Origin of the sequence: Bacillus sp. V33-4 (assembly GCF_002860225.1) — a bacterium.
In the GTDB taxonomy this organism is placed as follows: Bacteria; Bacillota; Bacilli; order Bacillales; family Cytobacillaceae; genus Bacillus_BJ; species Bacillus_BJ canaveralius.
Genome location: NZ_PGVC01000023.1, coordinates 37,473 through 61,420, shown reverse-complemented (window position 1 = coordinate 61,420; position 23,948 = coordinate 37,473). Strand labels below are relative to the sequence as shown.

General features: G+C 43.6%; 22 protein-coding genes. 19 read left to right on the top strand and 3 right to left on the bottom strand.

Translation table 11 applies throughout. The features are described 5' to 3' along the window. Position 1 precedes the first annotated feature (1 nt). The 5 genes from nuoN (at position 2) to spoIID (ending at position 5,884) form a co-directional block, all read left to right on the top strand. Positions 2 to 1,513, top strand: a complete 1,512-nt coding sequence (gene nuoN, locus CVD23_RS08740) for an NADH-quinone oxidoreductase subunit NuoN (protein ID WP_101576041.1) — start codon at positions 2 to 4, stop codon at positions 1,511 to 1,513. 233 nt (positions 1,514 to 1,746) lie between these two features. Beyond that, positions 1,747 to 2,004 carry a DUF1146 family protein gene (locus CVD23_RS08735; protein WP_101576077.1) on the top strand — a complete coding sequence of 86 codons (258 nt, stop codon included), beginning with the start codon at positions 1,747 to 1,749 and terminating at the stop codon, positions 2,002 to 2,004. A 230-nt stretch (positions 2,005 to 2,234) separates the two neighbouring features. Beyond that, on the top strand, positions 2,235 to 2,978 hold the full coding sequence (locus CVD23_RS08730; protein ID WP_101665780.1) for a YwmB family TATA-box binding protein: 744 nt from the start codon (positions 2,235 to 2,237) through the stop codon (positions 2,976 to 2,978). 32 nt (positions 2,979 to 3,010) lie between these two features. Further along, on the top strand, positions 3,011 to 4,324 hold the full coding sequence (gene murA / locus CVD23_RS08725; protein ID WP_101576039.1) for a UDP-N-acetylglucosamine 1-carboxyvinyltransferase: 1,314 nt from the start codon (positions 3,011 to 3,013) through the stop codon (positions 4,322 to 4,324). A 528-nt stretch (positions 4,325 to 4,852) separates the two neighbouring features. Next, positions 4,853 to 5,884 (top strand): stage II sporulation protein D, encoded by a 1,032-nt coding sequence (gene spoIID, locus CVD23_RS08720; RefSeq protein WP_101665779.1) that lies wholly within the window; start codon positions 4,853 to 4,855, stop codon positions 5,882 to 5,884. A 26-nt stretch (positions 5,885 to 5,910) separates the two neighbouring features. Here spoIID and CVD23_RS08715 read toward each other — a convergent pair whose 3' ends face one another. Beyond that, complete coding sequence (locus tag CVD23_RS08715; RefSeq protein WP_101576037.1) at positions 5,911 to 6,333, bottom strand: VanZ family protein; 423 nt, start codon at positions 6,331 to 6,333, stop codon at positions 5,911 to 5,913. A gap of 137 nt (positions 6,334 to 6,470) precedes the next feature. On the opposite strand from CVD23_RS08715, the gene CVD23_RS08710 reads away from it, so the two are divergent. From CVD23_RS08710 to CVD23_RS08660, 11 genes are all read left to right on the top strand, one after another. Beyond that, positions 6,471 to 7,436: a M23 family metallopeptidase gene (locus CVD23_RS08710; RefSeq protein WP_101665778.1), complete on the top strand. Its 966-nt coding sequence runs from the start codon at positions 6,471 to 6,473 to the stop codon at positions 7,434 to 7,436. Positions 7,437 to 7,867: 431 nt separating this feature from the next. Beyond that, the gene (locus CVD23_RS08705) at positions 7,868 to 9,007 is read left to right on the top strand and encodes a M20 peptidase aminoacylase family protein (RefSeq protein ID WP_374702625.1); all 1,140 of its coding nucleotides are present in this window, start codon (positions 7,868 to 7,870) and stop codon (positions 9,005 to 9,007) included. A 110-nt stretch (positions 9,008 to 9,117) separates the two neighbouring features. Further along, positions 9,118 to 10,722, top strand: coding sequence for a gamma-glutamyltransferase family protein (locus CVD23_RS08700; RefSeq protein ID WP_101665776.1), 1,605 nt, complete (start codon positions 9,118 to 9,120; stop codon positions 10,720 to 10,722). A gap of 14 nt (positions 10,723 to 10,736) precedes the next feature. Next, positions 10,737 to 11,342: a pyroglutamyl-peptidase I gene (locus CVD23_RS08695; RefSeq protein ID WP_101665775.1), complete on the top strand. Its 606-nt coding sequence runs from the start codon at positions 10,737 to 10,739 to the stop codon at positions 11,340 to 11,342. 554 nt (positions 11,343 to 11,896) lie between these two features. After that, the gene (spoIIID, locus tag CVD23_RS08690; RefSeq protein WP_101576032.1) at positions 11,897 to 12,166 is read left to right on the top strand and encodes a sporulation transcriptional regulator SpoIIID; all 270 of its coding nucleotides are present in this window, start codon (positions 11,897 to 11,899) and stop codon (positions 12,164 to 12,166) included. Positions 12,167 to 12,570: 404 nt separating this feature from the next. Further along, positions 12,571 to 13,572: a rod shape-determining protein gene (locus CVD23_RS08685; RefSeq protein ID WP_101665774.1), complete on the top strand. Its 1,002-nt coding sequence runs from the start codon at positions 12,571 to 12,573 to the stop codon at positions 13,570 to 13,572. 280 nt (positions 13,573 to 13,852) lie between these two features. Then, complete coding sequence (locus tag CVD23_RS08680; RefSeq protein WP_101665773.1) at positions 13,853 to 14,692, top strand: flagellar hook-basal body protein; 840 nt, start codon at positions 13,853 to 13,855, stop codon at positions 14,690 to 14,692. Between the two features lie 90 nt (positions 14,693 to 14,782). Further along, positions 14,783 to 15,625, top strand: coding sequence for a flagellar hook-basal body protein (locus CVD23_RS08675; RefSeq protein ID WP_101665772.1), 843 nt, complete (start codon positions 14,783 to 14,785; stop codon positions 15,623 to 15,625). 14 nt (positions 15,626 to 15,639) lie between these two features. Next, entirely contained in the window at positions 15,640 to 15,918 is a 279-nt protein-coding gene (locus CVD23_RS08670; RefSeq protein ID WP_101576028.1) for a DNA-directed RNA polymerase subunit beta, read from the top strand. 92 nt (positions 15,919 to 16,010) lie between these two features. Further along, complete coding sequence (gene fabZ / locus CVD23_RS08665) at positions 16,011 to 16,445, top strand: 3-hydroxyacyl-ACP dehydratase FabZ (RefSeq protein WP_101576027.1); 435 nt, start codon at positions 16,011 to 16,013, stop codon at positions 16,443 to 16,445. Positions 16,446 to 16,679: 234 nt separating this feature from the next. Beyond that, positions 16,680 to 16,883: a hypothetical protein gene (locus CVD23_RS08660; protein ID WP_101665771.1), complete on the top strand. Its 204-nt coding sequence runs from the start codon at positions 16,680 to 16,682 to the stop codon at positions 16,881 to 16,883. 127 nt (positions 16,884 to 17,010) lie between these two features. Here the strand turns inward: CVD23_RS08660 and CVD23_RS08655 are convergent, their stop codons facing one another. Then, positions 17,011 to 17,445 carry a YwpF-like family protein gene (locus CVD23_RS08655; protein ID WP_101576025.1) on the bottom strand — a complete coding sequence of 145 codons (435 nt, stop codon included), beginning with the start codon at positions 17,443 to 17,445 and terminating at the stop codon, positions 17,011 to 17,013. A gap of 256 nt (positions 17,446 to 17,701) precedes the next feature. Here CVD23_RS08655 and ssb point away from each other — a divergent pair, with 256 nt between their 5' ends. Together ssb and CVD23_RS08645 are read left to right on the top strand one after the other, a co-directional pair. Continuing rightward, positions 17,702 to 18,073 carry a single-stranded DNA-binding protein gene (ssb, locus tag CVD23_RS08650; RefSeq protein ID WP_101576024.1) on the top strand — a complete coding sequence of 124 codons (372 nt, stop codon included), beginning with the start codon at positions 17,702 to 17,704 and terminating at the stop codon, positions 18,071 to 18,073. Beyond that, complete coding sequence (locus tag CVD23_RS08645; RefSeq protein WP_257988210.1) at positions 18,066 to 18,278, top strand: hypothetical protein; 213 nt, start codon at positions 18,066 to 18,068, stop codon at positions 18,276 to 18,278. The genes ssb and CVD23_RS08645 overlap by 8 nt, the downstream gene beginning before the upstream one ends. Before the next feature lie 480 nt (positions 18,279 to 18,758). Here CVD23_RS08645 and CVD23_RS08640 read toward each other — a convergent pair whose 3' ends face one another. Next, on the bottom strand, positions 18,759 to 19,271 hold the full coding sequence (locus CVD23_RS08640; protein WP_101576023.1) for an acyl-CoA thioesterase: 513 nt from the start codon (positions 19,269 to 19,271) through the stop codon (positions 18,759 to 18,761). Between the two features lie 629 nt (positions 19,272 to 19,900). Here CVD23_RS08640 and CVD23_RS08635 point away from each other — a divergent pair. Further along, on the top strand, positions 19,901 to 23,683 hold the full coding sequence (locus CVD23_RS08635; RefSeq protein ID WP_101665769.1) for a S8 family serine peptidase: 3,783 nt from the start codon (positions 19,901 to 19,903) through the stop codon (positions 23,681 to 23,683). Positions 23,684 to 23,948 lie beyond the last annotated feature (265 nt).

Below are 23,948 nucleotides of genomic sequence, written 5' to 3'. Positions count from 1 at the left end.
GATGGAACTCAAAACTTTATTATCGTTTGAATGGGGAATCATGGCACCGGAATTCATCATCCTCGGTTTAACGGTCTTGCTGTCACTTCTCGACCTTTTTATGCCAAAGAAAATCGACCGGAAAGTTTTAGGCTGGGTCGGGTTTGCCGGGATAGTAGCTGCAATTGCCTTCCTCGTCGGCTTAATCGACGATCCGGTTGGCTCGATTCTTTATGATACTTTCAGGCTTGATTCATTTTCGAAGCTTTTCAAGCTGCTGCTTTTAGGTGGCGCTGCTTTGGTCATGCTGCTGGCGCTCAGCTATGAGCCGAAAGAAGGAATGAAGGAGTACAGGGGAGAGTTTTTCTATCTGTTTCTGGCAGGCCTGCTCGGCGCGATGATGATGACGTCAAGCGGTGACCTGATTACGCTGTTCGTTGGCCTTGAATTGTTATCGATTTCCTCCTACATTTTAGCGGGAATGCGAAAAACGAATTTGCGATCCAATGAAGCAGCGATGAAGTATGTGATCAACGGCGGAATCTCAACCGGAATCACATTGTTTGGGATGAGCTATGTATATGGTTTAACAGGGACAACCAATTTGATAGAAATGGGCAGTTTTTTGACAACCAGTCTTGAGTCCCAATATATATATCTGCTTGGATTAGCCTTCTTTATGATCTTTGTCGGGTTATCCTTTAAGCTCGCAACAGCTCCGTTCCATATGTGGGCACCGGATGTTTATGAAGGGGCACCGACACCCGTTACGGCTTTCTTGAGCGTTGTCTCGAAGACGGCAGGATTTGTCTTGCTAGTCCGCGTGCTGTTGACGATTTTTGCGAGCATCTCTTCCGATGGGGCAGGCTCGCTCCCTTTATTGCTGAAAGTGCAGGATTATATGGCGTTTCTGGCAGGAGCAACGATGGTGATCGGAAATGTTGTCGCACTAAGGCAGCGGAATATAAAAAGGATGCTGGCCTATTCCAGCATCGCACATGCCGGTTACCTGCTTGTTGCTGTGACCACATTTACCTTTATATTCGATGCTTTGTGGTTTTATCTGCTAGCTTATCTGTTCATGAATCTTGGTGCCTTCGCGGTCGTCCAGTTACTGACGGAAAAAGCCGGCACTGAAGATATCAGCGGGTTTGCCGGCCTTTACCGCCGCGCACCGTTTCTGGCTGTAGTGATGGGCATTTTTATTCTCTCGTTAGCCGGCATTCCCGGAACTGCTGGTTTTATCGGAAAGTTAAATATTTTCATCGGTGCACTGGCACCAAACCCGGGCCATTATGTGCTGGCATCGCTCATGATTGCAGCAACAGTTGTTTCATACATTTATTATTTTGGCATAATGACACAAATGTTTTTCAGGCCTTCAGCAAGTGATGAAAAGATTAGAATTCCGGCTGGTGTTTCAGCCGTTGTGCTTGTTTGTGCTTTTGCGACCGTCCTGTTTGGTCTGATGCCAAACATCGCAATTGACTTTTTCCACTCTGGAAATTTTAACTTGCTTGATTATTTACAATAATAAAATCAAGGCAGTTTTTAGGGGAAAAACAGCATGAATTTTACGGACAAGGCAGCATACAGGGGTAGAAAATAGAAGGGGGCAATATGTCTCCTTCTTTTATTATGCAGCTGACGCTGTAAAAAATGAAACCTTTCACAATGGTTTTCCGTCAAATGATAGGGCAACGCCTCTTTCTTGCTCTTAAAAGAAATGATAAAATGGTCAACAGTAAAAATTAGGAGGTCGTGATCATAATGACAGGATTTGGAGAACAGGCAGTAATTAGTATTTTGGCACACCTTATTTTTATTGCTCTGGCATGGTGGGCACTTCAGGCTATCAATATTGATAAGATTCTCCGTGGAAACCATGTAATCCAGGCCAGAACGCTCTATATTCTTTTATCGATTGCACTCGGATCGACTGTTAGCAATTTCTTTCTCGACTACCTGTTATGGTCCCAACAGCTCCCGCTCTTTTTCCAATTTATTTTTATGGGAAAAAATTAGGTCTTCATACATGTTCCCAAAACGGAAGTTTTTAAGTACAATACTTTTTGTTGTTGTTTTTTAAGGGTGTTTTTTAAGTCCTTACATAAAAAGACCGGTTTGTCGCAAATGGCAACTGCATTGTGATTTATTGAGCGCACGCATCTTCTATTTGTCTAAAAGTGACGAGAATTCCCAAGTATGATGAGCTCCTCCATGGTAACAATGGTACTAAGGGGAGGAGTATCGAAATGAAGAAATTTTCTATAGTTTTATCATTTATTGGCATAATTGGTTTTATCATCTTTCAATTTGGGAATAGAACGACTGAAGCGAATGGACAACAAGACCTATTAACGTTAGCAAAAATATTGCATGACGAGAATATTATCATCAATGAATGGTCTTTACATGCAAGAGAAAAAATGGAAACTTTTCAAACCGCCCATGCTGTAGAGCAACACATAGATGCTTTGCAACAGGAGTTTTCCTCATGGAAATGGTCGAATTTTGACGGCAAAAAACATCGTGAGGTTTCTGCTGTCAGCTCAGGTCCGACATATCAGGAAAAGATTCGGCTTCTGATCACACCTGCTAACGAGGAATTCCATGCATATCTCATTTACGAGGTGAATGGAAAACAATGGAGTGAAACATCGGAAAATTTTCTCAAAATTGGTATCGCCGAGCGAATTTCTGACATTTTTCGAGGAAAAGCCACAATTTTCTCTTGTATCAAAGGCGAATTCAATGATAAGCTTAAAACGGCTTTGCCTGAATATGTAAACATGTTACTCGAAGTCTTAAATGGAAAAGAAATTGAAGCTCTTCAGGAAGATTCATTTATTTCAATGTCGGCATACTCGCCGCTATTTGCCGCTGAGCTTAAGGGCAAATCTGAAAAGATGAACTTTCAGTTGGCTTTACGCAATCAAGGATTGGGTGGAAAGACTAGCATCGTAGTTGGCACACCCATCATCACGATTGAATATTAATATAGAGAAATTGGACGCGGAGGGGAATACTTTTGGAAAAAATCATCGTCCGCGGCGGAAGAAGGCTTAACGGCACCGTAAAGGTAGAAGGAGCAAAAAACGCCGTATTGCCTGTAATCGCTGCAACACTATTAGCAAGTGATGGAAAAAGCATAATTCGTGATGTGCCGACTCTCTCCGATGTATATACCATCAATGAAGTGTTGCGCTATTTGAACGCCGAAGTGGAGTTTGAAAATAACGAAGTTGTTGTTAATGCATCTGGTGACTTAAAGGTGGAAGCGCCTTTCGAATATGTTCGCAAAATGCGCGCTTCAGTATTGGTGATGGGATCACTTTTAGCACGAAATGGCCGTGCGCGTGTAGCATTGCCAGGCGGTTGTGCGATTGGCTCCCGCCCGATAGACCAGCACCTCAAAGGTTTTGAAGCAATGGGTGCGGTAGTAAAAGTAGGGAATGGTTTCATTGAAGCTGAAGCAGCCGGAGGCCGCTTGCATGGAGCAAAAATATATCTCGATTTCCCAAGTGTCGGCGCTACGGAAAATATCATGATGGCAGCAACACTTGCTGAGGGTACAACAGTGATCGAGAACGTGGCCAAAGAGCCGGAGATTGTTGACCTGGCAAACTTCCTAAACAAGATGGGTGCAAAAGTAAGAGGTGCCGGTACCGGGACGATTCGCATTGAAGGTGTGGATGTACTTTTTGGAGCTGAGCACAATATTATTCCTGACCGAATAGAAGCAGGAACATTTATGGTTGCAGCAGCGATCACAGGTGGCAATGTCCTTGTTAAAGGTGCTGTTCCTGAGCATATAGCTTCATTAATTGCAAAGATGGCAGAAATGGGCGTCACAATTCGTGAAGAAGCAGACGGCGTACGCGTCATCGGGCCTGAAAAATTAAAGGCTGTCGATATTAAGACAATGCCGCACCCGGGCTTTCCAACTGACATGCAGTCACAAATGATGTCTTTACTGCTCAGAGCAAAAGGAACAAGCGTGATTACTGAAACCGTTTTTGAAAATCGCTTTATGCACGTTGAAGAATTTAGAAGAATGAACGCTGAAATTAAAATAGAAGGCCGTTCCGTGATCGTGAACGGACCATCCGATCTGCAAGGAGCAGAAGTTGCCGCAACCGATCTTCGCGCAGCTGCCGCTTTGATCCTGACAGGACTTGTAGCAGATGGAATGACCCGTGTCACAGAACTGAAGCATCTTGACCGCGGCTATGTCAACTTCCATGATAAATTAGCGTCGCTCGGAGCTGACATCGAAAGAGTCCGCGACGCAGACGAAACGACTGTGCTTGAAGAAAAAATCATTTCTGATATGAACGCATAATACACGAAGCCGGGAACTATCTCCCGGCTTCTTCATTGTTTTGCGGCATGCGCGCATAATCCAGTTGCGAAACTTTCCGATGTGTATTGCGCTCGTAAATGAGCGGTCGTGGTCATGATGTAGTTTCGCTCGTAAATCGAAGGACATTTCCCTGGCTCACATAGCTCATCTTGTCCTTCATAGCCTGGATGAAGGACATTTCCCTGGCTTACTTAACTATTTTTGTCCTTCATTATCTGGAGAAATTCCGCTCGTAAATTTTGAGATCCGCGAAAAAAACTCCAATACCCCGTTCTAAGGTCAGGAACATTCAAACTAGTGAAACCGACTCCCACTATGAAGCAGCCATTCACTCATGAACTTATCAAGATATATCTAATACACGTAAATTTATCACCGAGTAGGAATTTACGCTGAAGAAACCGTATCCAATTATTTTTCTGACATATTTGGTTAAGCTCCTCCATATTATGAATGGAGACGGGAATCAGCGACTATCCCGTTTACATTTCGTATGGGGGCTTAATCATGATAAAGATCAAACCATTCATTGTACTAGCAGTCATTCTATTCGTGATCACCTTAATGGTTCCAACAATGCTTGTCCTCCCATTTGCAGAGGAAAACGCAGCCGGAAAGCTTGGAGAAGAGAAGAATCTACGACCACAAGCAACTCACGGTGAAAAGGCGGCTGAGCCGGCAGTCGAGGTAGCCGTTTACAGAACTGCTGCAAAACAAATTGAAAAAATACCTCTTGAAAAATATTTGATTGGCGTTGTAGCTGCAGAAATGCCGGCACAGTTTGAAAAAGAGGCGTTGAAGGCGCAGGCATTAACAGCAAGAACTTATATTGTCAGCCAAATGATCAGCGGTGAGACAGACGGAGTACCCGAAGGCGCTGATGTTACGGACACGGAATTGCACCAAGTATACAAAAATGATCAGGACTTGAAGAAAATTTGGGACAAAGACTATGACTGGAAACTGAAAAAAGTCACAGCCGCAGTTCAGGAAACGGCCGGCCAGATTTTAACATATGAAGGTTCACCGATCACACCAACTTTTTTTTCAACGAGTAACGGGTTCACCGAAAACTCGGAGGACTATTGGAAAAATGCATATCCTTATTTAAGAAGCGTTGAAAGTCCATGGGACAAAGAATCCCCTAAATTTACTGACCAGAAATCGATCCCTGTGGCACAGTTTGAATCGACGCTGGGCGTAAAGATTACTGATCCCGCCAACTTCGGGAAAACGATCACCGAAAGAACAGCAGGGAAACGAGTTGGAAAAGTAAGGATTGGCGAAAAAGTACTGACCGGTAAAGAAATTCGGGAAAAACTTCAGCTTAAGTCATCCGATTTTAGCTGGGTGTTAAAAGGAGAAAATGTCGTTATCACGACAAAAGGATTTGGACACGGGGTAGGAATGAGCCAGTATGGCGCCAACGGAATGGCATCTGACGGAAAAACCTATCAGGAAATTGTCGAGCATTATTATCAGGGAGTGGAAATAACTCAATCTGATTCACTTTTGACAAAAATAACTGCACAAAAATAACACCGAAGCCTCGCGCTTCGGTGCTTTTAAATTTGTTTTAATTTTTGTAATACAGCAGCTATGACAGGAAAACGCTTATGAAAATAAGCTGCTCTTATGATCCACCAGGCGGTGATCACACCAATTACGTCTTTTACAAAATCAATCAAAGTCGCCGAACGGTATGGGACGAAATACTGGTGAATTTCATCGAGCAATCCATAAGACGCTGCGATGAGCGCGCAAATAAGATTTGTCCTGGCTGAAAACTTCCCTGTCGTTATATAAGCCACTGCAAGCAGTACATGCAATATGCCAAATTCTATTAAATGAAGCGATTCCTTCAGGAAGCGGTCAATCGAAGAGGAAGGAAGTTCAACGACGGCATTATCCGGCAAACTCGAAAGAATCCAAATCAACGCCATATAAGCGAGCGGCAGAAGCCGTATCGTCCACTTTACAATCATCATGGCAAAAACTCCTTATAAAAATTTTGAAAATAAATGCATAGATTTAAATTTTTGTCGAAAAATAAGCAGAAAAAAATATTTATAGAAACGTATATATTTTTCCTTATCTGTTCAAACTGGTTGCTGAGGTGATGAAAATGAGAGAGGAAGAAAAGAAACGATCTTCTCAAGGTTCCAGTTTGAAGCGCTTTTTTAAAAAGCGTTGGGTATTTCCAGCCATTTATATTGCAAGTGCAGCAATTATCCTAACCGCGGTTCTCTGGTATCAACAAAGCAACAATGCAGACACTGACAAATATGATTACAGTGCCTCCGACGTACCAGGCAGAAGCGCCAGTGATGAGCCTGCAGTAGAAGTGAACCGCTCGATGGAGAACTTTGTAATGCCGGTGACGGATCCTGACTCAGTTGTAATCCAAAAACAATTTTATGATTACGAAGGAGATGCGGAAGATCAGGAAGCCGCATTAGTATTCTACGACAATACGTATCATCCGAACACGGGTATTGATATTGCAATGGAAAATGGCGAGACATTTGAGGTTGTCGCTGCGCTTAGCGGGACAGTTACAAAAGTCGAAAAAGATTCCTTATTGGGAAACGTCATCGTAATCGAACATGATGATGAAATTGCCACACAGTATCAGTCAATAACAGACATAGGCATTGAGGTTGGCGACAAGGTCGAACAAGGACAAGCTCTTGCCAAGGCTGGACAAAGCTTGTTCAACAAGGATGCCGGAGTCCATGTGCACTTCGAAATCCGCAAGCAAAATGAACCTGTAAATCCACTTGATTATTTTAATAAACCATTGAGCACACTGCAAGAAGAAACATCTGCTGAAGACAGCAAAGCTTCTGAAGAAAAAGGTGCTGCCGATGACAGTGGAGCTGCAGAAGAAGGCGAACCGGCTAAAGACAGCAAACCTTCTGACGACACAGGCTCTCAGGAAGAAGAGACTGGTGCTGAAGACAGCCAGTCCGGCCAGGATGAAGGCGACAGCACAAAGAGTGACGAAGGCAAATCTGACAAACCAACTGAAGATAAAGAAAAACAAGATGATCAGAATAAAGAACAATCTTCTAAATCATCTGATGCATAAAATTGATCGAGCCCGCTCTTTAGCGGGTTTTTTTCTGTGCAATCGGATGAAAGCAGTTGGAAACGAAGCTCGCCACACCCCTTATCACACTGCCACAAAGATAATTCTGACCCGAAAATATTGTGAAAATATCAACAAATAGCTAAAATGGAATAGTCGGAAAAATTAAAACGAAAGACAATCCAGAGTAGTTAACTTGAACTAGTAATGTTACCCCTAAAAGCTTTTCAATCGAAAAACCTCCCATTATCGGGGCGAACTTCCCCTGCATTCTCCAGCGCAATAAACAATAATTGCTGCGAAACCCCGCATCAATAAGGAAACTCTGAAAACCGGCAGCTGCTCTTTCATTTTTACTACCGGATCGATCAGCGAGATAACCGGGCTAGAAAACCCAGCAAAAACTTTCACACATTCAAAACGCAGAAGGGTTGAGAACGATGACGAATACTTCCATCCAGACATATATGCTAAAAACGTTTGAACATTTGCACAGTAACCCTGAAATAAGCTGGGAAGAAGTTAAGACAACGAGTTTCCTGAAACAAGAAACGGAAAAGCTCGGATGCCGGGTAACCACATTTCCCGACAGCACCGGACTGATCGCCGAGATCGGTAACGGCAAGCCGATTGTCGCGATCAGGGCAGATATTGATGCGCTTTGGCAGGAAGTGAATGGAGCCTTCCAGCCTAACCATTCGTGCGGACATGATGCGCATATGACGATCGTGCTTGGCGCAATCCAAATCTTAAAGGAGCGGTCAGCTGAATGGGAAGGGACGATTCGCTTCATTTTTCAACCGGCTGAGGAAAAAGGCACCGGTGCATTAAAAATGGTCGAGCTCGGTGCCGTTGATGATGTCGATTTTTTGTTTGGCGTCCATTTGCGCCCGGAAAATGAAATGGGTGACGGATATGCCGCCCCGTTCCTGATCCATGGGGCCGCCCGTTTTATCAGCGCGAGCATTTCAGGCGAAGATATGCATGGTGCGAGGCCGCATCTTGGAGCTAATGCAATTGAGGCAGGTGCTGCGCTCGTGCACATGCTTAAAAACATATACGTCAATCCGCTTACCCCGGCCTCGATCAAAATGACTAAATTTATCTCCGGCGGAGAAAGTTCCAATATTATCCCCGGCAATGCAGAATTCAGCCTTGACCTGCGTGCACAAACGAACGAGGCGATGGACCACCTCCAGAACAAATTGGAGAAGGCCTTTAAAGCAGTTGAAAGCTTTTATGATGTCAAAATCTCTTTTTCAATCCCGGCGACGCTCCCGGCAGCAATCAAAAACGATGAAGCTGTAAGCATTATGAACAATGCGATTATAAATTCTTTATCAGAAGAGCGATGCTTGCCACCAATTATCACTACAGGTGGGGATGATTTTCATTTTTATACGATCAAGCGCCCGCATCTGAAAGCAACAATGCTTGGCTTAGGCTGCGGACTGATGCCCGGACTCCATCATCCCGACATGACATTCAGAAGGGAAGCGATGGTAAAAGGAGCAGAAATCCTGACAGAGGCAGCAATTCTCGCATTGGGAACAGGAAGAGTAGATTCTTAAACGCATAGTCGCTTGACCATTATGTATTTGTCTAAATCTTTCGACATAACATTGCCGAGTCTGCTATAATATTTCGATAGACGAAGTTTTATTGTAAAGGGGGAAAAGTTTTGTCATACCTTACATATCCGTATACATCGCAAAGAATGGCTGCCGTTTCCCGTAACGGCATGGTGGCAACTTCACAGCCGCTTGCAGCACAGGCAGGCCTGGATATTTTAAAAAAGGGCGGAAATGCCATCGATGCTGCGATTGCCACGGCTGCCTGCTTAACGGTAGTTGAACCAACTTCGAACGGGATCGGCGGCGATGCATTTGCCCTCGTTTGGGTGAAGGATAAGCTTTTCGGATTGAACGGGAGCGGTCCGGCTCCGCAAAGCATTTCGATTGAAAAAGTGAAGAGATTGGGACATGAATCAATGCCGATTACCGGCTGGACCCCGGTTACCGTACCCGGTGCTCCATCTGCCTGGGCCGAACTGTCTGAACGGTTTGGACGCCTGCCACTTACGGAAGTATTAAAGCCGGCAATCGTTTATGCCCGCAATGGTTACCCGCTCACACCGATTCTAGGCAAGTACTGGGAGAGAGCTTTTACCGCCTATAAAACCCGTTTGAAAGGGAAAGAGTTTGACGAGTGGTTTCGCGTTTTTGCACCACAAGGCCAGGCGCCAAAAATCGGTGAAATGTGGAAGTCGGATGGCCATGCCGATACATTGGCGGAAATAGCCGAAACAAAAGCGGAAAGCTTTTATCGCGGCAGTCTCGCCGAAAAAATTGCTGATGCATCAAAAAACGCCGGTGGATTCCTGTCCAAGGAGGACCTGCAAGCCTTTAAGGCTGAGTGGGTCGAACCGGTATCTGTAAACTACCGCGGCTTTGATATTTGGGAAATTCCGCCGAACGGACAGGGCCTTGTCGCCTTAATGGCCCTAAATATTTTAAAGGGCTTCGAGTTTGTTAGCCGTGAAGATGCAGAAGCTGTCCATTTGCAGCTGGAGGCGATGAAACAAGCATTTACGGACGGAAAAGCCTACATCACTGACCCACAAACGATGAAGGCGAAAATAGAGGATTTATTATCTGCGGAGTATGGGGAAAAATGCCGCAACGCGATAAAGCCGACGGCCCAGCTGCCAGAGCCGGGGACACTGCCAAAGGGCGGTACCGTTTATCTGGCAACAGCGGACGGAGAAGGGAATATGGTCTCATTTATTCAAAGCAACTATATGGGCTTTGGATCGGGGATCGTGATACCAAACACCGGAATTTCGATGCAGAACCGCGGCCATGACTTTTCGCTTGACCCTTCTCATGAGAATGCACTTGCCCCGGGCAAGAAAACATATCATACGATTATTCCTGGTTTCATCACAAAAGACAATCAGGCTGTTGGACCATTCGGCGTAATGGGAGGCTATATGCAGCCGCAGGGACATGTCCAAGTTGCGATGAATCTGATCGATTTTGGTTTAAACCCGCAGGCAGCACTCGACGCGCCAAGATGGCAATGGATTGAAGGGAAGAAGGTTGAAGTTGAACACACCTTCCCGAACTATCTTGTCCAGCAGCTGGCGAGAAAAGGGCATGACATCAAGGTCGCCCACGATTCCGGCGGTTTTGGCCGGGGGCAGATCATTCTTCGTGATCCGGACACAGGCGTATTATCCGGAGGCACAGAACCACGTACAGACGGCTCGATTGCAAGCTGGTAAAGGGAGAGAAAAAAATGAAAACATTATTACTAACCGGATTTGAACCATTTCTTGAATTTCCAATCAACCCAACCGAAAAAATCGTCAAAGAACTGGATGGAAAACAGATTGGACAATACCAGATAACAGGCTTACTGCTGCCCGTCGATTATGCGACCACATCAGCGGAAATTATCGATGCACTGCAGACTGTGAAGCCGGATGCGGTCATTTCCCTTGGGTTGGCCGCAGGCAGAACAGCGATTACCCCGGAACGGATCGCGATCAATTGCCGCGATGGCGCTCAAGACAATAAAGGGAATTCACTGCAAGACAGCCCTGTTGTTGAAGGTGGAGCGGACGGTTATTTCAGTACCCTCCCAATCAGAAAGTTTGTCAACGTTTTAACCGAAGCAGGATATCCGGCACAAATCTCAAATACAGCTGGAACGTATCTATGCAATAACACGATGTATTCGGTCCTTCACGAGCTAAATGGTTTAGGCCTGAACATTCCAGCAGGCTTTATTCACGTGCCGGCTTCACACGAGCTTGCTTTAAATTCAAAGAAGAACATCGCAAGCTGGTCAGATCAAGACCTGCTAACATCAATCGAACTAATTATTGAGGCACTCGACTAAGAAGATAAAGCCCATAGACAAGCCCCGGTTGCTTTGAATGCAACACGGGGCTGTTATTTTATATGGAGAATATAATAATGGATCCCGATAGCTTCGACAAATTTCTCGGGAAATAATTTTCTCCCTGTCTTTTTATGATCTAACCTTCACTGTAATTCCGAGGGATTTTTTTTACTCATATGTGCATAAATACGAATTAAATCTTCGTTTCTGAAAATTCAGCTGCTAAAAAGCTCTCTGCATAGACTGCTGTTGTCCAATTTCCAAAAAACTTCTTCCACTCCTTGTCCCTATTGACTTTTTCGTGCATAATCCCTTATCCAAGCTAATAAAATGTTACAAACCTTAAAAGAGAGTGTTTGAGGTGAGGAGTCGTTTGAAAGCAGCGGGAATTTACTTGGAGATATGATTATACTTAGCAAAAAAGAAAGCAGCGACTTTCGGCAGCATTGTCCAGGGACATAAGATTCCTGTGCGGAGCAGCACTATCTCACGAAGCGAAGAGCGAGTCTCATTTCACACTTCTCACATCCAACCTAGGGAGGGCGAGTGGTGTGCACGATTACATCAAAGAGAGAACTATCAAGATTGGAAAGTATATCGTGGAGACGAAAAAAACGGTTCGCGTAATTGCGAAGGAGTTTGGCGTATCCAAAAGTACAGTCCATAAAGATTTAACAGAGAGGCTTCCTGAAATTAACCCTGAACTTGCAGCTGAAGTGAAAGAAATTTTAGATTATCATAAATCGATTCGCCATTTACGCGGCGGAGAAGCAACAAAAATGAAATACAAAAAAGAAGAGGAGCCCGTCCAGCAAACGTAGAACCTTCCTCCATAAAATTATTTCCGCATATTTTCCGCGAATTATGACAAAAAGTTACTTATTTCTACCTTTTTGTGATAATATATACAATTAGGATAGAAATATGAATTCGTGAAAGCGGAAGCGAAAAGGACAAAAAGACGCTTGCTAAGATGAAATATTGATCAAGAGCATCAAGTTTTAGCAGAGCTCATCAAAAAGCCGGTTTCTAAGATGAAATTGTAAGAAACCGTTTAAACACACACAGTCCTTGGGAGCCGATGCTGGACAAAGATAAGCGGAGGCGGCTGTATAGCGTTACCTGGATAAACGATTTTAGAAGCGAACAAAAGCATTCGTAAAGTCGGTTTATGGCAAAGGTATGCATTTATGGCCGGGCGATCGTTCAAGGAGGAAATAAGATAATGTTTGCCAGGGATATTGGGATTGATTTAGGAACGGCTAATGTGCTGATACATGTGAAAGGGCGGGGGATTGTACTTAATGAACCGTCTGTAGTTGCAATTGATAAAAATACAAATAGAGTTCTTGCTGTAGGAGAAGAGGCTAGACGAATGGTTGGCCGTACGCCAGGAAATATCGTCGCGATCCGTCCATTAAAGGATGGAGTTATCGCTGACTTCGATGTAACAGAAGCAATGCTAAAGCATTTCATAAACAAGCTGAACGTAAAGGGTTTTTTATCAAAGCCACGAATTTTAATTTGCTGCCCGACGAACATCACGAGTGTTGAGCAAAAAGCGATTAAAGAAGCGGCTGAAAAAAGCGGCGGCAAGAAAATCTATTTAGAAGAAGAGCCAAAGGTGGCTGCAATCGGTGCAGGCATGGATATTTTCCAGCCGAGCGGTAATATGGTCGTCGACATCGGTGGCGGGACAACCGATATTGCTGTCCTATCAATGGGTGACATCGTTACATCATCCTCGATTAAAATGGCCGGGGATAAATTTGATGCCGAAATTTTGAACTATATTAAAAGAGAATATAAGTTATTGATTGGTGAACGCACTTCCGAAGATATAAAAATCAAAATCGGAACCGTTTTTCCTGGTTCACGCTATGAAGAGCTTGATATTCGTGGCCGTGACATGGTATCCGGTCTGCCAAGGACGATCACCGTTCGTTCAAGTGAAATTGAACAGGCATTGCGTGAATCCGTTTCGGTCATTGTCCAGGCTGCCAAAACAGTTCTCGAGCAAACACCACCGGAATTATCGGCAGATATTATTGACCGCGGTGTCATTTTAACAGGTGGCGGCGCCATGCTGCACGGATTCGACCTTCTGCTCGCAGAAGAATTGAGGGTGCCAGTACTTGTTGCTGAAAACCCGATGGACTGCGTCGCCATTGGAACCGGCATTATGCTCGATAATATCGATCGTCTTCCGAAACGTAGGCTAGGATAAGCAATCAAATAATCTGCCAAGCCGGAAAAAGGAAATTGCCTGCTTTTCGGACGGCAGATTTTTTGTTATTTACCCCCTTGCCTCGACTTTAAACTTAAAAAATGAATATTTTTTTCATCTTTTGACTATTTTCTGCAAATTTTTAATGTATCTTTGCAAAAATTTTTCTATAATAGAAAGTAAGTGCAAAAAATTTGGACAAGCCCGCTGGAAGCGAGCTTAAGTTTTTATTATATATGTTGTGTCTATGGCAAGCTGTACATAATGGCGAGGTGGATAAATGTTTAGAGGATTTTACACGGTTGCTTCCGGGATGCTGTCCCAGCAAAGGCGAACCGAAATGTTAACGAATAATATGTCGAATGCCAATACGCCAGGCTTTAAAGCCGACCAGTCGGCAATGAGGGCCTTTCCGGAAATGCTGCTGCAGCGCTTTGAGCAGCAGTCTATCCCGACAGAAAACAATTTGCGTCTGCCTTTTAACCAGATGGTGGGATCTATCAATACCGGTGTTTATATGCAGGAGGCAATGCCAAAATTCATTCAAGGCGATTTGCGCGAAACTAACATAAATACCGATGTCGCACTTGTCGACATAAATATTCCGGCAAGCGCAGAGAATGGCTTACCGGGTACAGTCTTTTTCACAGTCCGCGAACCTGGCGGTGACATTCGCTATTCACGTAACGGCAACTTCACGGTCGACGGGCAGGGATTTTTGACTTCAGCAAGCGGTATGTACATTTTAAATGATGCCGGCAATCCGATCCAGCTTTCAAGCGACCGCTTTACGATCAGTGAAGACGGGCAGTTAACCGGGGAGAACGGCGAAACAGCACGACTGGGTATCGCTTTTGCTGACAACCCGCAGCGTCTGATCAAAGAAGGGGACGGACTGTACCGGACAGAAGATGGCGCCCCGCTAGCTGCTGCTTTTGGCGCGGCAGGTGTGCAATTCAGGCTCCAGCAGGGCTTTGTAGAAGGCTCGAACGTTGATGTGTCGAGAACGATGACCGATATGCTGACCGCGTACCGCGCTTTTGAAGCGAATCAAAAGGTTTTGCAGGCATATGACAAGAGCATGGAAAAAGCCGCCAATGAAGTTGGCAGAGTTGGTTAATCGCAGTTTAGAAAACGATAAAACCGCAAAACATATTCAGCAACGACACTTTATAGAAACCAGTAAAGCCCGCCCGAGGGGGACCAATAGATGAACAGAACGATGATTACCGCAACCAACACTTTAGGTCAACTGCAAAAGCAGATGGATATGATCAGCCAAAACATGGCCAATGTCGATACAACCGGCTTTAAAAGACGTGAGGCGAGTTTTACAGACTTGCTTTTTCAGGAATTTCAAAACCAGCCGTATGGCAACTTGGAAATCGGCCGTCTGACGCCTAACGGGGTTAGGCAGGGAGTCGGTGCCAAATTAGGGCAGGCGCAAATGATCCTTAGGCAGGGAAGTATTAAAACGACAGACAGACCGTTGGATGCAGCTTTTACAAAAGAAGGGCAATTCTTTCGAGTCCTTGTCCAGAATGAAGATGGAGCAGCGGTTCGTTTTACAAGGGATGGTTCGTTTCATTTAACACCGATCGCTGATAATGAATTAATGCTGGTCACCGGTGACGGCCATGCCGTATTAGATGAAAACAATAACCCGATTTATATAAACGGCGAGCCGAATAATTTTGCCATTAACGAAAATGGCCAATTAACCGTAGCGATGGCGAATGGCACGACACAAGCCTTTAACCTTGGCGTTATCCTTGCCAACAAACCACAGTTTCTTGAGCAAAAGGGCGGCAATCTTTTAGGACTGCCTGAAAACATGGGTCAGCTTGGTGTGGCGGAAGAAGAAATCTTTACCGAATTAAACGGCCCTTTGCGCAACGAGATCAGCATTAAGCAAGGAGCGCTTGAACAATCGAATGTTGAGATGTCAAAAGAAATGACTGATCTAATTAATGTGCAGCGTTCTTACCAATTCCATTCCAGAGCGATTACAATGGCAGATCAAATGATGGGACTCGTGAATGGAATTCGCTAAAGGGGAATTTTCAAATGTCTTTAAACAAAAATAACCAGGAACCAGCTCAGAATCGCGAGCAAGTAAAAAAGGATAAAAAAAAGCAGCAGGAAAAAGCACGGAACACAAACGAACGCGTTCGCACCCGGCTTATTCCGATCTGGCTTCGGGTTATAGTTGTAATCTTACTTATCTTTGTATGCCTAGTGGCTGGCGCTATGATTGGCTATGGCGTGATCGGCAACGGTAAAGCAACCGATGTCTTTAAAGAATCGACTTGGACCCACATCGCCGATTTAATCAATGGTGAATAAAATTAAGTGGAAGGGATCAAACCCTTCCCTTTTTATGCCCTTTTTTAGTACAATAAAGAAATAATACCTAATATTATGAGGAGGTCATAATTATGCTTAATATTACCGAGATCAAAGAGATTATTCCACATCGCTATCCATTTTTATTGGTAGATAAAATTTTGGAAATTGAAGAAGGCCAGAAGGCGATCGGCATTAAAAATGTTTCAGCTAACGAAGAATTTTTTAACGGACATTTTCCAGACTATCCAGTAATGCCAGGCGTGTTAATTGTTGAAGCACTTGCCCAGGTCGGTGCGGTTGCAATGTTGAAAAAAGAGGAGAACCGCGGCCGACTCGCTTTTTTTACAGGCATTGATAACTGCCGCTTTAAAAGGCAAGTCAAACCCGGTGACCAGCTCCGTTTAGAAGTCGAAATGACGCGCGTGCGCGGCCCGATTGGCAAAGGAAAAGGAATAGCAACGGTCGACGGCGAGCTCGTTTGCGAAACAGAAATAATGTTTGCACTCGGGGATAAAACAGAATAACAACGAAAGCAACTAATGTTTAAACCGATGTTTTTTCAAATCATGTTATGCCAATATGAACAGTATGGCCTGATGATTTCAAAGCAAGCTTTTTTAAAGGCTTCCACATTACAGCTGTTTCAAGGTAAAATTTCACCTTTCCGATGCAAGTATCTACGCATTTTGGGCAATATAAGTTGAGACCAGTATACGCGGTCAAAATGAACAATTACCATAGGAAAGGGGCTTTTACTGATGAAGAAAAAGCTTTTACTATTAATCGGGGGTTCACTGTTATCCGCGATGTTTCTTGCCGGATGTGGAGATGACCAAGAGCCGCCTCCAGAAGATGATGTAAATGTGGAGGATCCAGCCGGTGATAATGACAATGGCGACGTCGAAGTCGAAGATGAGGGCATCTTAACAGAAGACGGCCTGAACGACGACGAAAACGAATAGCAACGCGGACAGGCACGCCGGCCTGTCCTTTTTAGATTGACGCAGTTTCGGGGTTTCGCTTAATTAATGGCCCGTTTCGCGCACAAAGTTTCTAAAAAGTCCTACCTGCTACCGCATCACCATCATCTTATAGCTTTTTGGAAGCAGGAATTTTTGGCCTGTTCTGCATTTTTTCCTTAAACTCGTGCAATAGCTCATCACCAGCGAGCCCACTCTGTAAAAGAGTGCCAAGCAGCAATTCGGCATAGTCTTTTTTTGTTCTTTTTAATGTTCCCTGGAGAAGGACACTCATCTTGGTTTCTAGCTGTCTGACGGAATGGACAGTCGTTTCAAAGGCAACCGGTTCATTTTCCTTTTTGGTAATCACGACCTGGACAAGCAGTTCTTTATTTTCATCAGCAAGCTTTTGGAAGAACTCGTAGTATGATTTATCTGTATAAGCCTCGAGCAGCCATGTATTTTTTTCATCTTCCTTATTAATAATCAAGCCGTCATCCAATTCAACATCGATTAAGTCAGTTCCATCAACGATCTGCAACGAGATTAATTTAAAAGTTTTCATTTTTTCCTCCCGTTATCTTTTGCCAAAATTATAACATACGATCGTTTGAATGCGAATTTGCATCCCGTGTCGAAAAATAATTGTCGAAACCACAGTTTTTCCATAACGAAGGAAAACTTTCTGCGGAAAATTTCTTTTCCCCTATAGAAAACCGAGTTTTCGCATCTTTTTTTAATTAAAAATCGGATTTTCCCCTTTTTACTTTAACAAAAGCAACCTGCTACTATAGAACTACCACTTAGGAAGGAGATGAGCCATGATTAATCAAGTTACCCTCGTTGGCAGGTTGACGAAAGACCCGGAGCTTCGGTATACACCCGAGGGCACCCCGGTTACCAACGTCATATTAGCTGTAAACCGCAACTATCGCAATCAACAGGGCGAAATTGGTGCAGATTTTGTTGCCTGTACGCTCTGGAAAAAGGTTGCAGAAAATACAGCCCAATATTGCCGCAGAGGATCTGTTGTCGGAATAACAGGAAGAATCCAAACGAGAAATTATGAAAATCAGGAAGGCAAAAAAGTGTATGTCACAGAAGTGGTTGCTGAAAATGTCCGGTTCCTGAGCGCAAAGCCCGCTGATGACCCGATAAGCCACGATGAAAAGGAGGCTTTGCCGTTTGTGTAATTCAGGAGAATCTGCCGACAGACTCGAAAAGCTGCTTGAAAGCTTAATCACAATGCTCGGGAAAACAAACGGACGAGTCGATGATCTGGCGAAACGCGTAAACCAACTGGAAATGTATGTAACGGAATCAGCAAAGAACAAACCGAATTCCCAGCGTCTACACTTTTATTTTCAACGCAGAAAAAGTAAAGTTACCCCGAAATAGCAAGATTCGAAAAAGAATAACCACATCTCAGTAACCACAAAAATCTCTTCTAAATTTTTTCTCCTAACTTCCTTTCCAAAAACCTTCAAAATAAAGAACCAATACAACTCTTCGAAATACTGCCTCGTTTTTAGATCCGGTGCTTTTTGCCGGATTTTTTTGTTTTAAAGATTAGATATGAAAACTTCACAACTTGCTTTATATTTTTAAAAATAACAAGCTCTGTTTAAATTTCAAAATTATTTGTATATTATAAGTTTAAAGAGAAAATAATGCATATGTCTTGCACTATGTATTAATGTATATTATAAGAATAAATCATACATAAATTTGTAGCTAGGATAATCCTTGATATAAGAGACTTAAACTCTGAAACAGTAAACGAAACTTTAGAACTAATTTTTAAATATAATTTTGTTTCAATTAGCTATCGCAATGTTCCGGCTTATTAGTTTTTGCAAATCAACCTTGTACTAAAACTTAATACTTCTCAATCTGCTCAGCAAGATAAACGCTTAATTTCCTTCGTGCTTTCCTCTGTTTCATCCGGTCTTCCGCGGAATTGAACAAGTATTTTTCTTCTTCGGTCTCGGGATATACCTGTGGCACTCGTTTTGGTTTCCCTTTTTCATCTAAAGAAACAAATGTGAGAAAGCTGGTAGCTGCGACAATTGATTCCCCGTTGATCAAGTGTTCAGCGATTACTTTCACGAAAATTTCCATGGAACTGCTGCCTGTATAAGTAACGAACGATTCCAAATGGACCGCATCGGTTGGCCGAATTGGATGCAAGAAATCAACAGAATCCATCGAAGCTGTTACACATTCTGATCTGCAATGTTTAGCGGCCGAAATAGACGCGACTACATCTATAGAAGCCATCAACTTGCCGCCAAATAATGTTTGATGGTTATTCGTATCTGGAGGCATCACTCTGTTTGTCTGGAATACCCTTGATTCAGAACAAGGTTTGCTATTCGGTGTGTTTGTCATATTAATCCCCTTTGTCATTTAAAACTTTGTATAGATTACATTATATAATTTCTACCATTACTACCACTAGTTAATCAAATTAAATTTCTTTTTTGCAAAAAAGAAGCTGATTTTGCTTGAAAAGTCATAGAAATTTGCGGTAACAGTTACTATCTACTCGTGCTGAGACCGCAATATCTCTTGTACAAGCCTAAATCACGACAAACACAACAAAATGATCCACACAGGAACCTTGATATCAGTGAAAATTAAATAGTGTATTCACTAGAAAAATTATATCCGCGAAAACAGCCGATATATCCGCGGAAAGACACAATATATCCGCGAAAACACATGATATATCCGCGAAAAACATAATATATCCGCGAAACACCCGATATATCCGCGAAACGAACCGATCCAAACAATCCGTCGCTGAATATACAATGTCAGCGCAACCCACAAATATAATCACCAACCAAGATTCAGAGTTCCCCCCATCCCAAATCTATCTTCTATTCTCATAAAATGGTTGTTTTTACCTATATCTAGCAATCTATAAACATTACTTTTGTACCTAACTTCAAAAAAAAGGATATGTTACCTTTTATTTATCTCTAAAATTCTGAAAATTGTGAAGGGGGTAAAGCATGAAGGTCAAGCGGATTTTACCGGTCTTATTAATTCTACTTCTCGCTTTTTCTAGTGCGGCTTCAGGGGCAGCTGTTCCTGAGAAGGCAAAGAGCACAAAGGGAGAGGAAAACAAGAGAACGGTTCAGCAAATTAAGAGTGAAGAACTTGAAAAGCAGTACAAGAGCACAGACATCGTCAGGGTTATCGTAGAAATGAAATCCGAGCCGACCGTTCTGTACGCACAAAAGCAAGGGAAACGTGTAAAAGAACTTGCGCAAGCAACAAAAAAGCAATTGAAAGCTGAAAAATTATCCGAACATAAAAAAGTGAAAGACCGCGCCAAACAATCGAAAGTAAAACTCGTTGAGCATGAAAGTTTTACGACGATTGTAAATGGATTTAGTGCGGATGTCATGTACGGGGATATCGAAACGGTCAGAGAAATACCGGAAGTATCGGAAGTACATATCGTTCATGAGTATACACGCCCGCAAGAAAAGCCGGAAATGCTTTACAGCAAAGAACTTGTCCAGGCCCAGGATGCATGGAGAGACTACGGATTTAAAGGGGAGGGCATGGTGGTCGGCGTCATTGATACTGGTCTTGATCCATCCCATAAAGACATGGTTCTTTCTGACACTACTGAACAGGATCTAACAAGTGAGGAAGTCAATAAGTTCAAAAATGAAAATGGCCTCATTGGAAGATATTATACGGAAAAAGTTCCATACGGCTATAACTATATGGATCAAAACCACGTCATCCAGGATATTGCTCCTGGTGCATCGATGCACGGTATGCACGTAGGTGGTACGGTTGGTGCAAACGGTGACGAGGAAAATGGCGGCATTAAAGGGGTTGCGCCAGAAGCGCAGCTGCTCGCGTTAAAGGTATTTGGAAACGACCCGAATATGCCATCCACCTGGGGCGACATTTACGTTAAAGCAATCGATGATGCGATCGTTTTAGGCGCTGACGTTCTTAACATGAGCCTTGGTTCAACAGCAGGTTTTGTCAGACCTGAGGATGCGGAGCAGAAAGCGATTAAGCGCGCGGTTGACAACGGAATCTTAATGTCGATTTCAGCAGGAAACTCCGCTCACTTTGGAAATGGATTCGCAAATCCGTTCACCGAAAATCCTGATATCGGTGTATCCGGATCACCAGGGGTTTCCTATGATTCCTTACAGGTTGCATCGATAGAAAATCAATTTATGGATTTGGATGCAGCCACTTATGCATTTGGAAACGAGACTGGAAAAGCTGCTTTCCTATCAGCAAGCAGTGTCCATCCAAACGATGTACCACAAAAGACGTTTGAACTTGCCTATGCCGGTCTTGGAACACCGGAAGAAGTGGCTGCGGCCAATGTTGCCGGAAAGTACGCGCTGATTAAGCGGGGCAGCATTACATTTGTGGAAAAAGCAATTAACGCGCAAAATGGTGGAGCATTAGGTGTGATTATATACAATAATGCCGATGGCTATGTGAGCATGGCCACAGATGCTGCCATAAAAATTCCGCAGCTATTTATGCTGAAAAATGATGGCGATAAGCTCCAGGCTGCGATTGCCGCTGGTGAAGCGGTAACGGTTTCCTTTACCGGCGAAAAAACAAAAGCAACCAATCCTGCTGCCGGAAAAATGAGTGATTTCACATCATGGGGCTTAACGCCAAACCTTGATTTCAAACCGGAAATTACGGCTCCAGGTGGGCAAATTTACTCTACTTTGGAAAACAACCAGTACGGAATGATGAGTGGAACGTCAATGGCTGCTCCACATGTTTCCGGGGGTGCTGCGTTAGTTCTTGAAAGAGTAGACAATGAATTCGGCGTAACCGGATTTGACCGCGTCAATGTCGCCAAAAATCTAATGATGAATACAGCACAGCAAGTCACCGATCAGGGAACTGTCAACGCTGCGTTCGGCTGGGAACTTCCATACTCCCCACGCCGCCAAGGTGCTGGAATTATGCAGCTCCATTCTGCCTTGCAAACTCCTGTTATTGTAACGGAGGCAAAGACAAATGAAGCGAAGGTTGCCCTAAAAGAGGTGGGCGATCAATTCGAATTCACGCTAAAAGCACAAAACTACAGCGACAGCGCTGTCGATTATAATGTGGCAGCCAATCTGCAAACGGACTTTGCCGCTTACGGTGAATTGGGCTGGAGTCCGAATGCACTTGAAGCACAAAAGATACTGGATGCCTCTGTTAAAGTAAACGGGGCAGACAATACGGTCATAACTGTGCCGGCAAACAAATCAGTGACTTTCAAAGTCCAAGTCGACGTCAGCAACGCAAAAGTGGTTGATCCATCAAAAACCGGCAATTGGGACACACCGGTTGCGATAAATGAAGTATTCCCGAACGGATACTTTGTCGAAGGATACGTGACATTAACGGATCCGACAGACACAAATGCAGAGCTAACTGTTCCTTATGTAGGCTTTAAAGGAGACTGGGACAAAGCTCCTGTTCTCGATGGCATGAAATATGATGAAAAGTCATTCTACGGAATGAGCGGGGCCGTAACTAAAAGTGGTACAAACTATAACTACCTTGGTTATGATCCGGTCACAGACAAATTCCGCTCTGACACGATTGCCATTTCACCAAACGGTGATAATTCACAGGAACAAATCATTCCGGTTCTTTCGTTCCTAAGAAACGCGAATGAAGTTAAGTTTGCAATCGTCGATGAAAAAGGCAAGACACTAAGAACATTGCGGACTGAGCGAAGCATCACCAAGCATTACTATGATGGCGGCCGCGGTGCCAATTATACGCTTGATGCGAACCGGGGTTGGGATGGAAAAATCAATAACCGCCTTGCGAAAGACGGCCAGTATTTCTATGAAATCCGCTCAGTCGTCGATTTTGCAAATGCAGAATGGCAAAGTGTGAAAATTCCTGTCAAAATCGATACGGCAAAGCCAAGCGTGAAAGCAGAATTAACTGATGGCAACACAGCTGTAGCGATCGAAGCGGCAGACAATCAAGGCGGAGCAGGAGTTTCGTATTTGGATATCCTTGCCGGTGAAAAATCAATTTTAACAGAGCCGCTAAGCGCTGACACAACGAAGTTTGCAATTCCTGAAACTGTAGAGTCAGGAACAGTCTTAACGGTCGTTGCAGTTGATAATGCCGGTAACCAAAATGCTGCAACAGTGACGGTTGCCGGTGAAAGCAGTGACAAGACCAATCCAGAGGTATACCTTGAGAATCCGGCTGCATTAGCGATCTATAATACAAACAACATCAACTTCACGGGCCGAATTGTTGAACAGTCAGGCTTAAAGGAATTCACTATTGCCGGGCAGCATGTTGAAGTAACGTACAATGAAGCTAAAAAACAATACGATTTTAATACTACGCTTAATTTAAAGGATGGCTTCCAAACCTTTGAAGTGAAGGCAATTGACAATGCCAACAATACAACGGTCTTTAAGCGTTCTGTCCTCGTAGATGCGACAGCACCGGGCGTTACCGTAAAAGGAGTGCCGTCAAACAGGTTTATTAAGTATAATGAAAGAAATCCGAAAGTCGATGTAACCGTTAAGGATAACTTTGATGAAATCCGCTTCTCCTTGAATGGAAGCGAAATTTTCTACCAGGAGTTTAAAGAACCATACGAGATGCGCAGCTTCGAAAAAACGTTCAGGAATATAGAGCTTGAGCTCGTCGAAGGTGAAAACGTTTTTGAATTTGAAGCAGTCGATCTGGCCGGCAATAAAACGGTTAAAAAAGTTGAACTGTATAAGCTCAAAAAAGGCCAAAAAGCTCCAAAGCGTTGGTAAACGGAAAAAACACCGGAACGAAGACTGCGTAAGCGATAAAAAATAACAAAAACGGCTGTCAGGTCACGTCTTGGCAGCCGTTTTTTTGTCGCGTTGCAGGAATTTATAACATTTTTCGATGTCCAGTTCAATGTACCACCTGTACCAGTTAGGTATCGCATTTTACCGTTTCGCTTAAATAAACATTGTTTTCGCTTGAATCGAAGCGTGTTTCGCTTAAATGACACTATTTTTCGCTTAAATCATCTCTCGGCTAATGAACTGC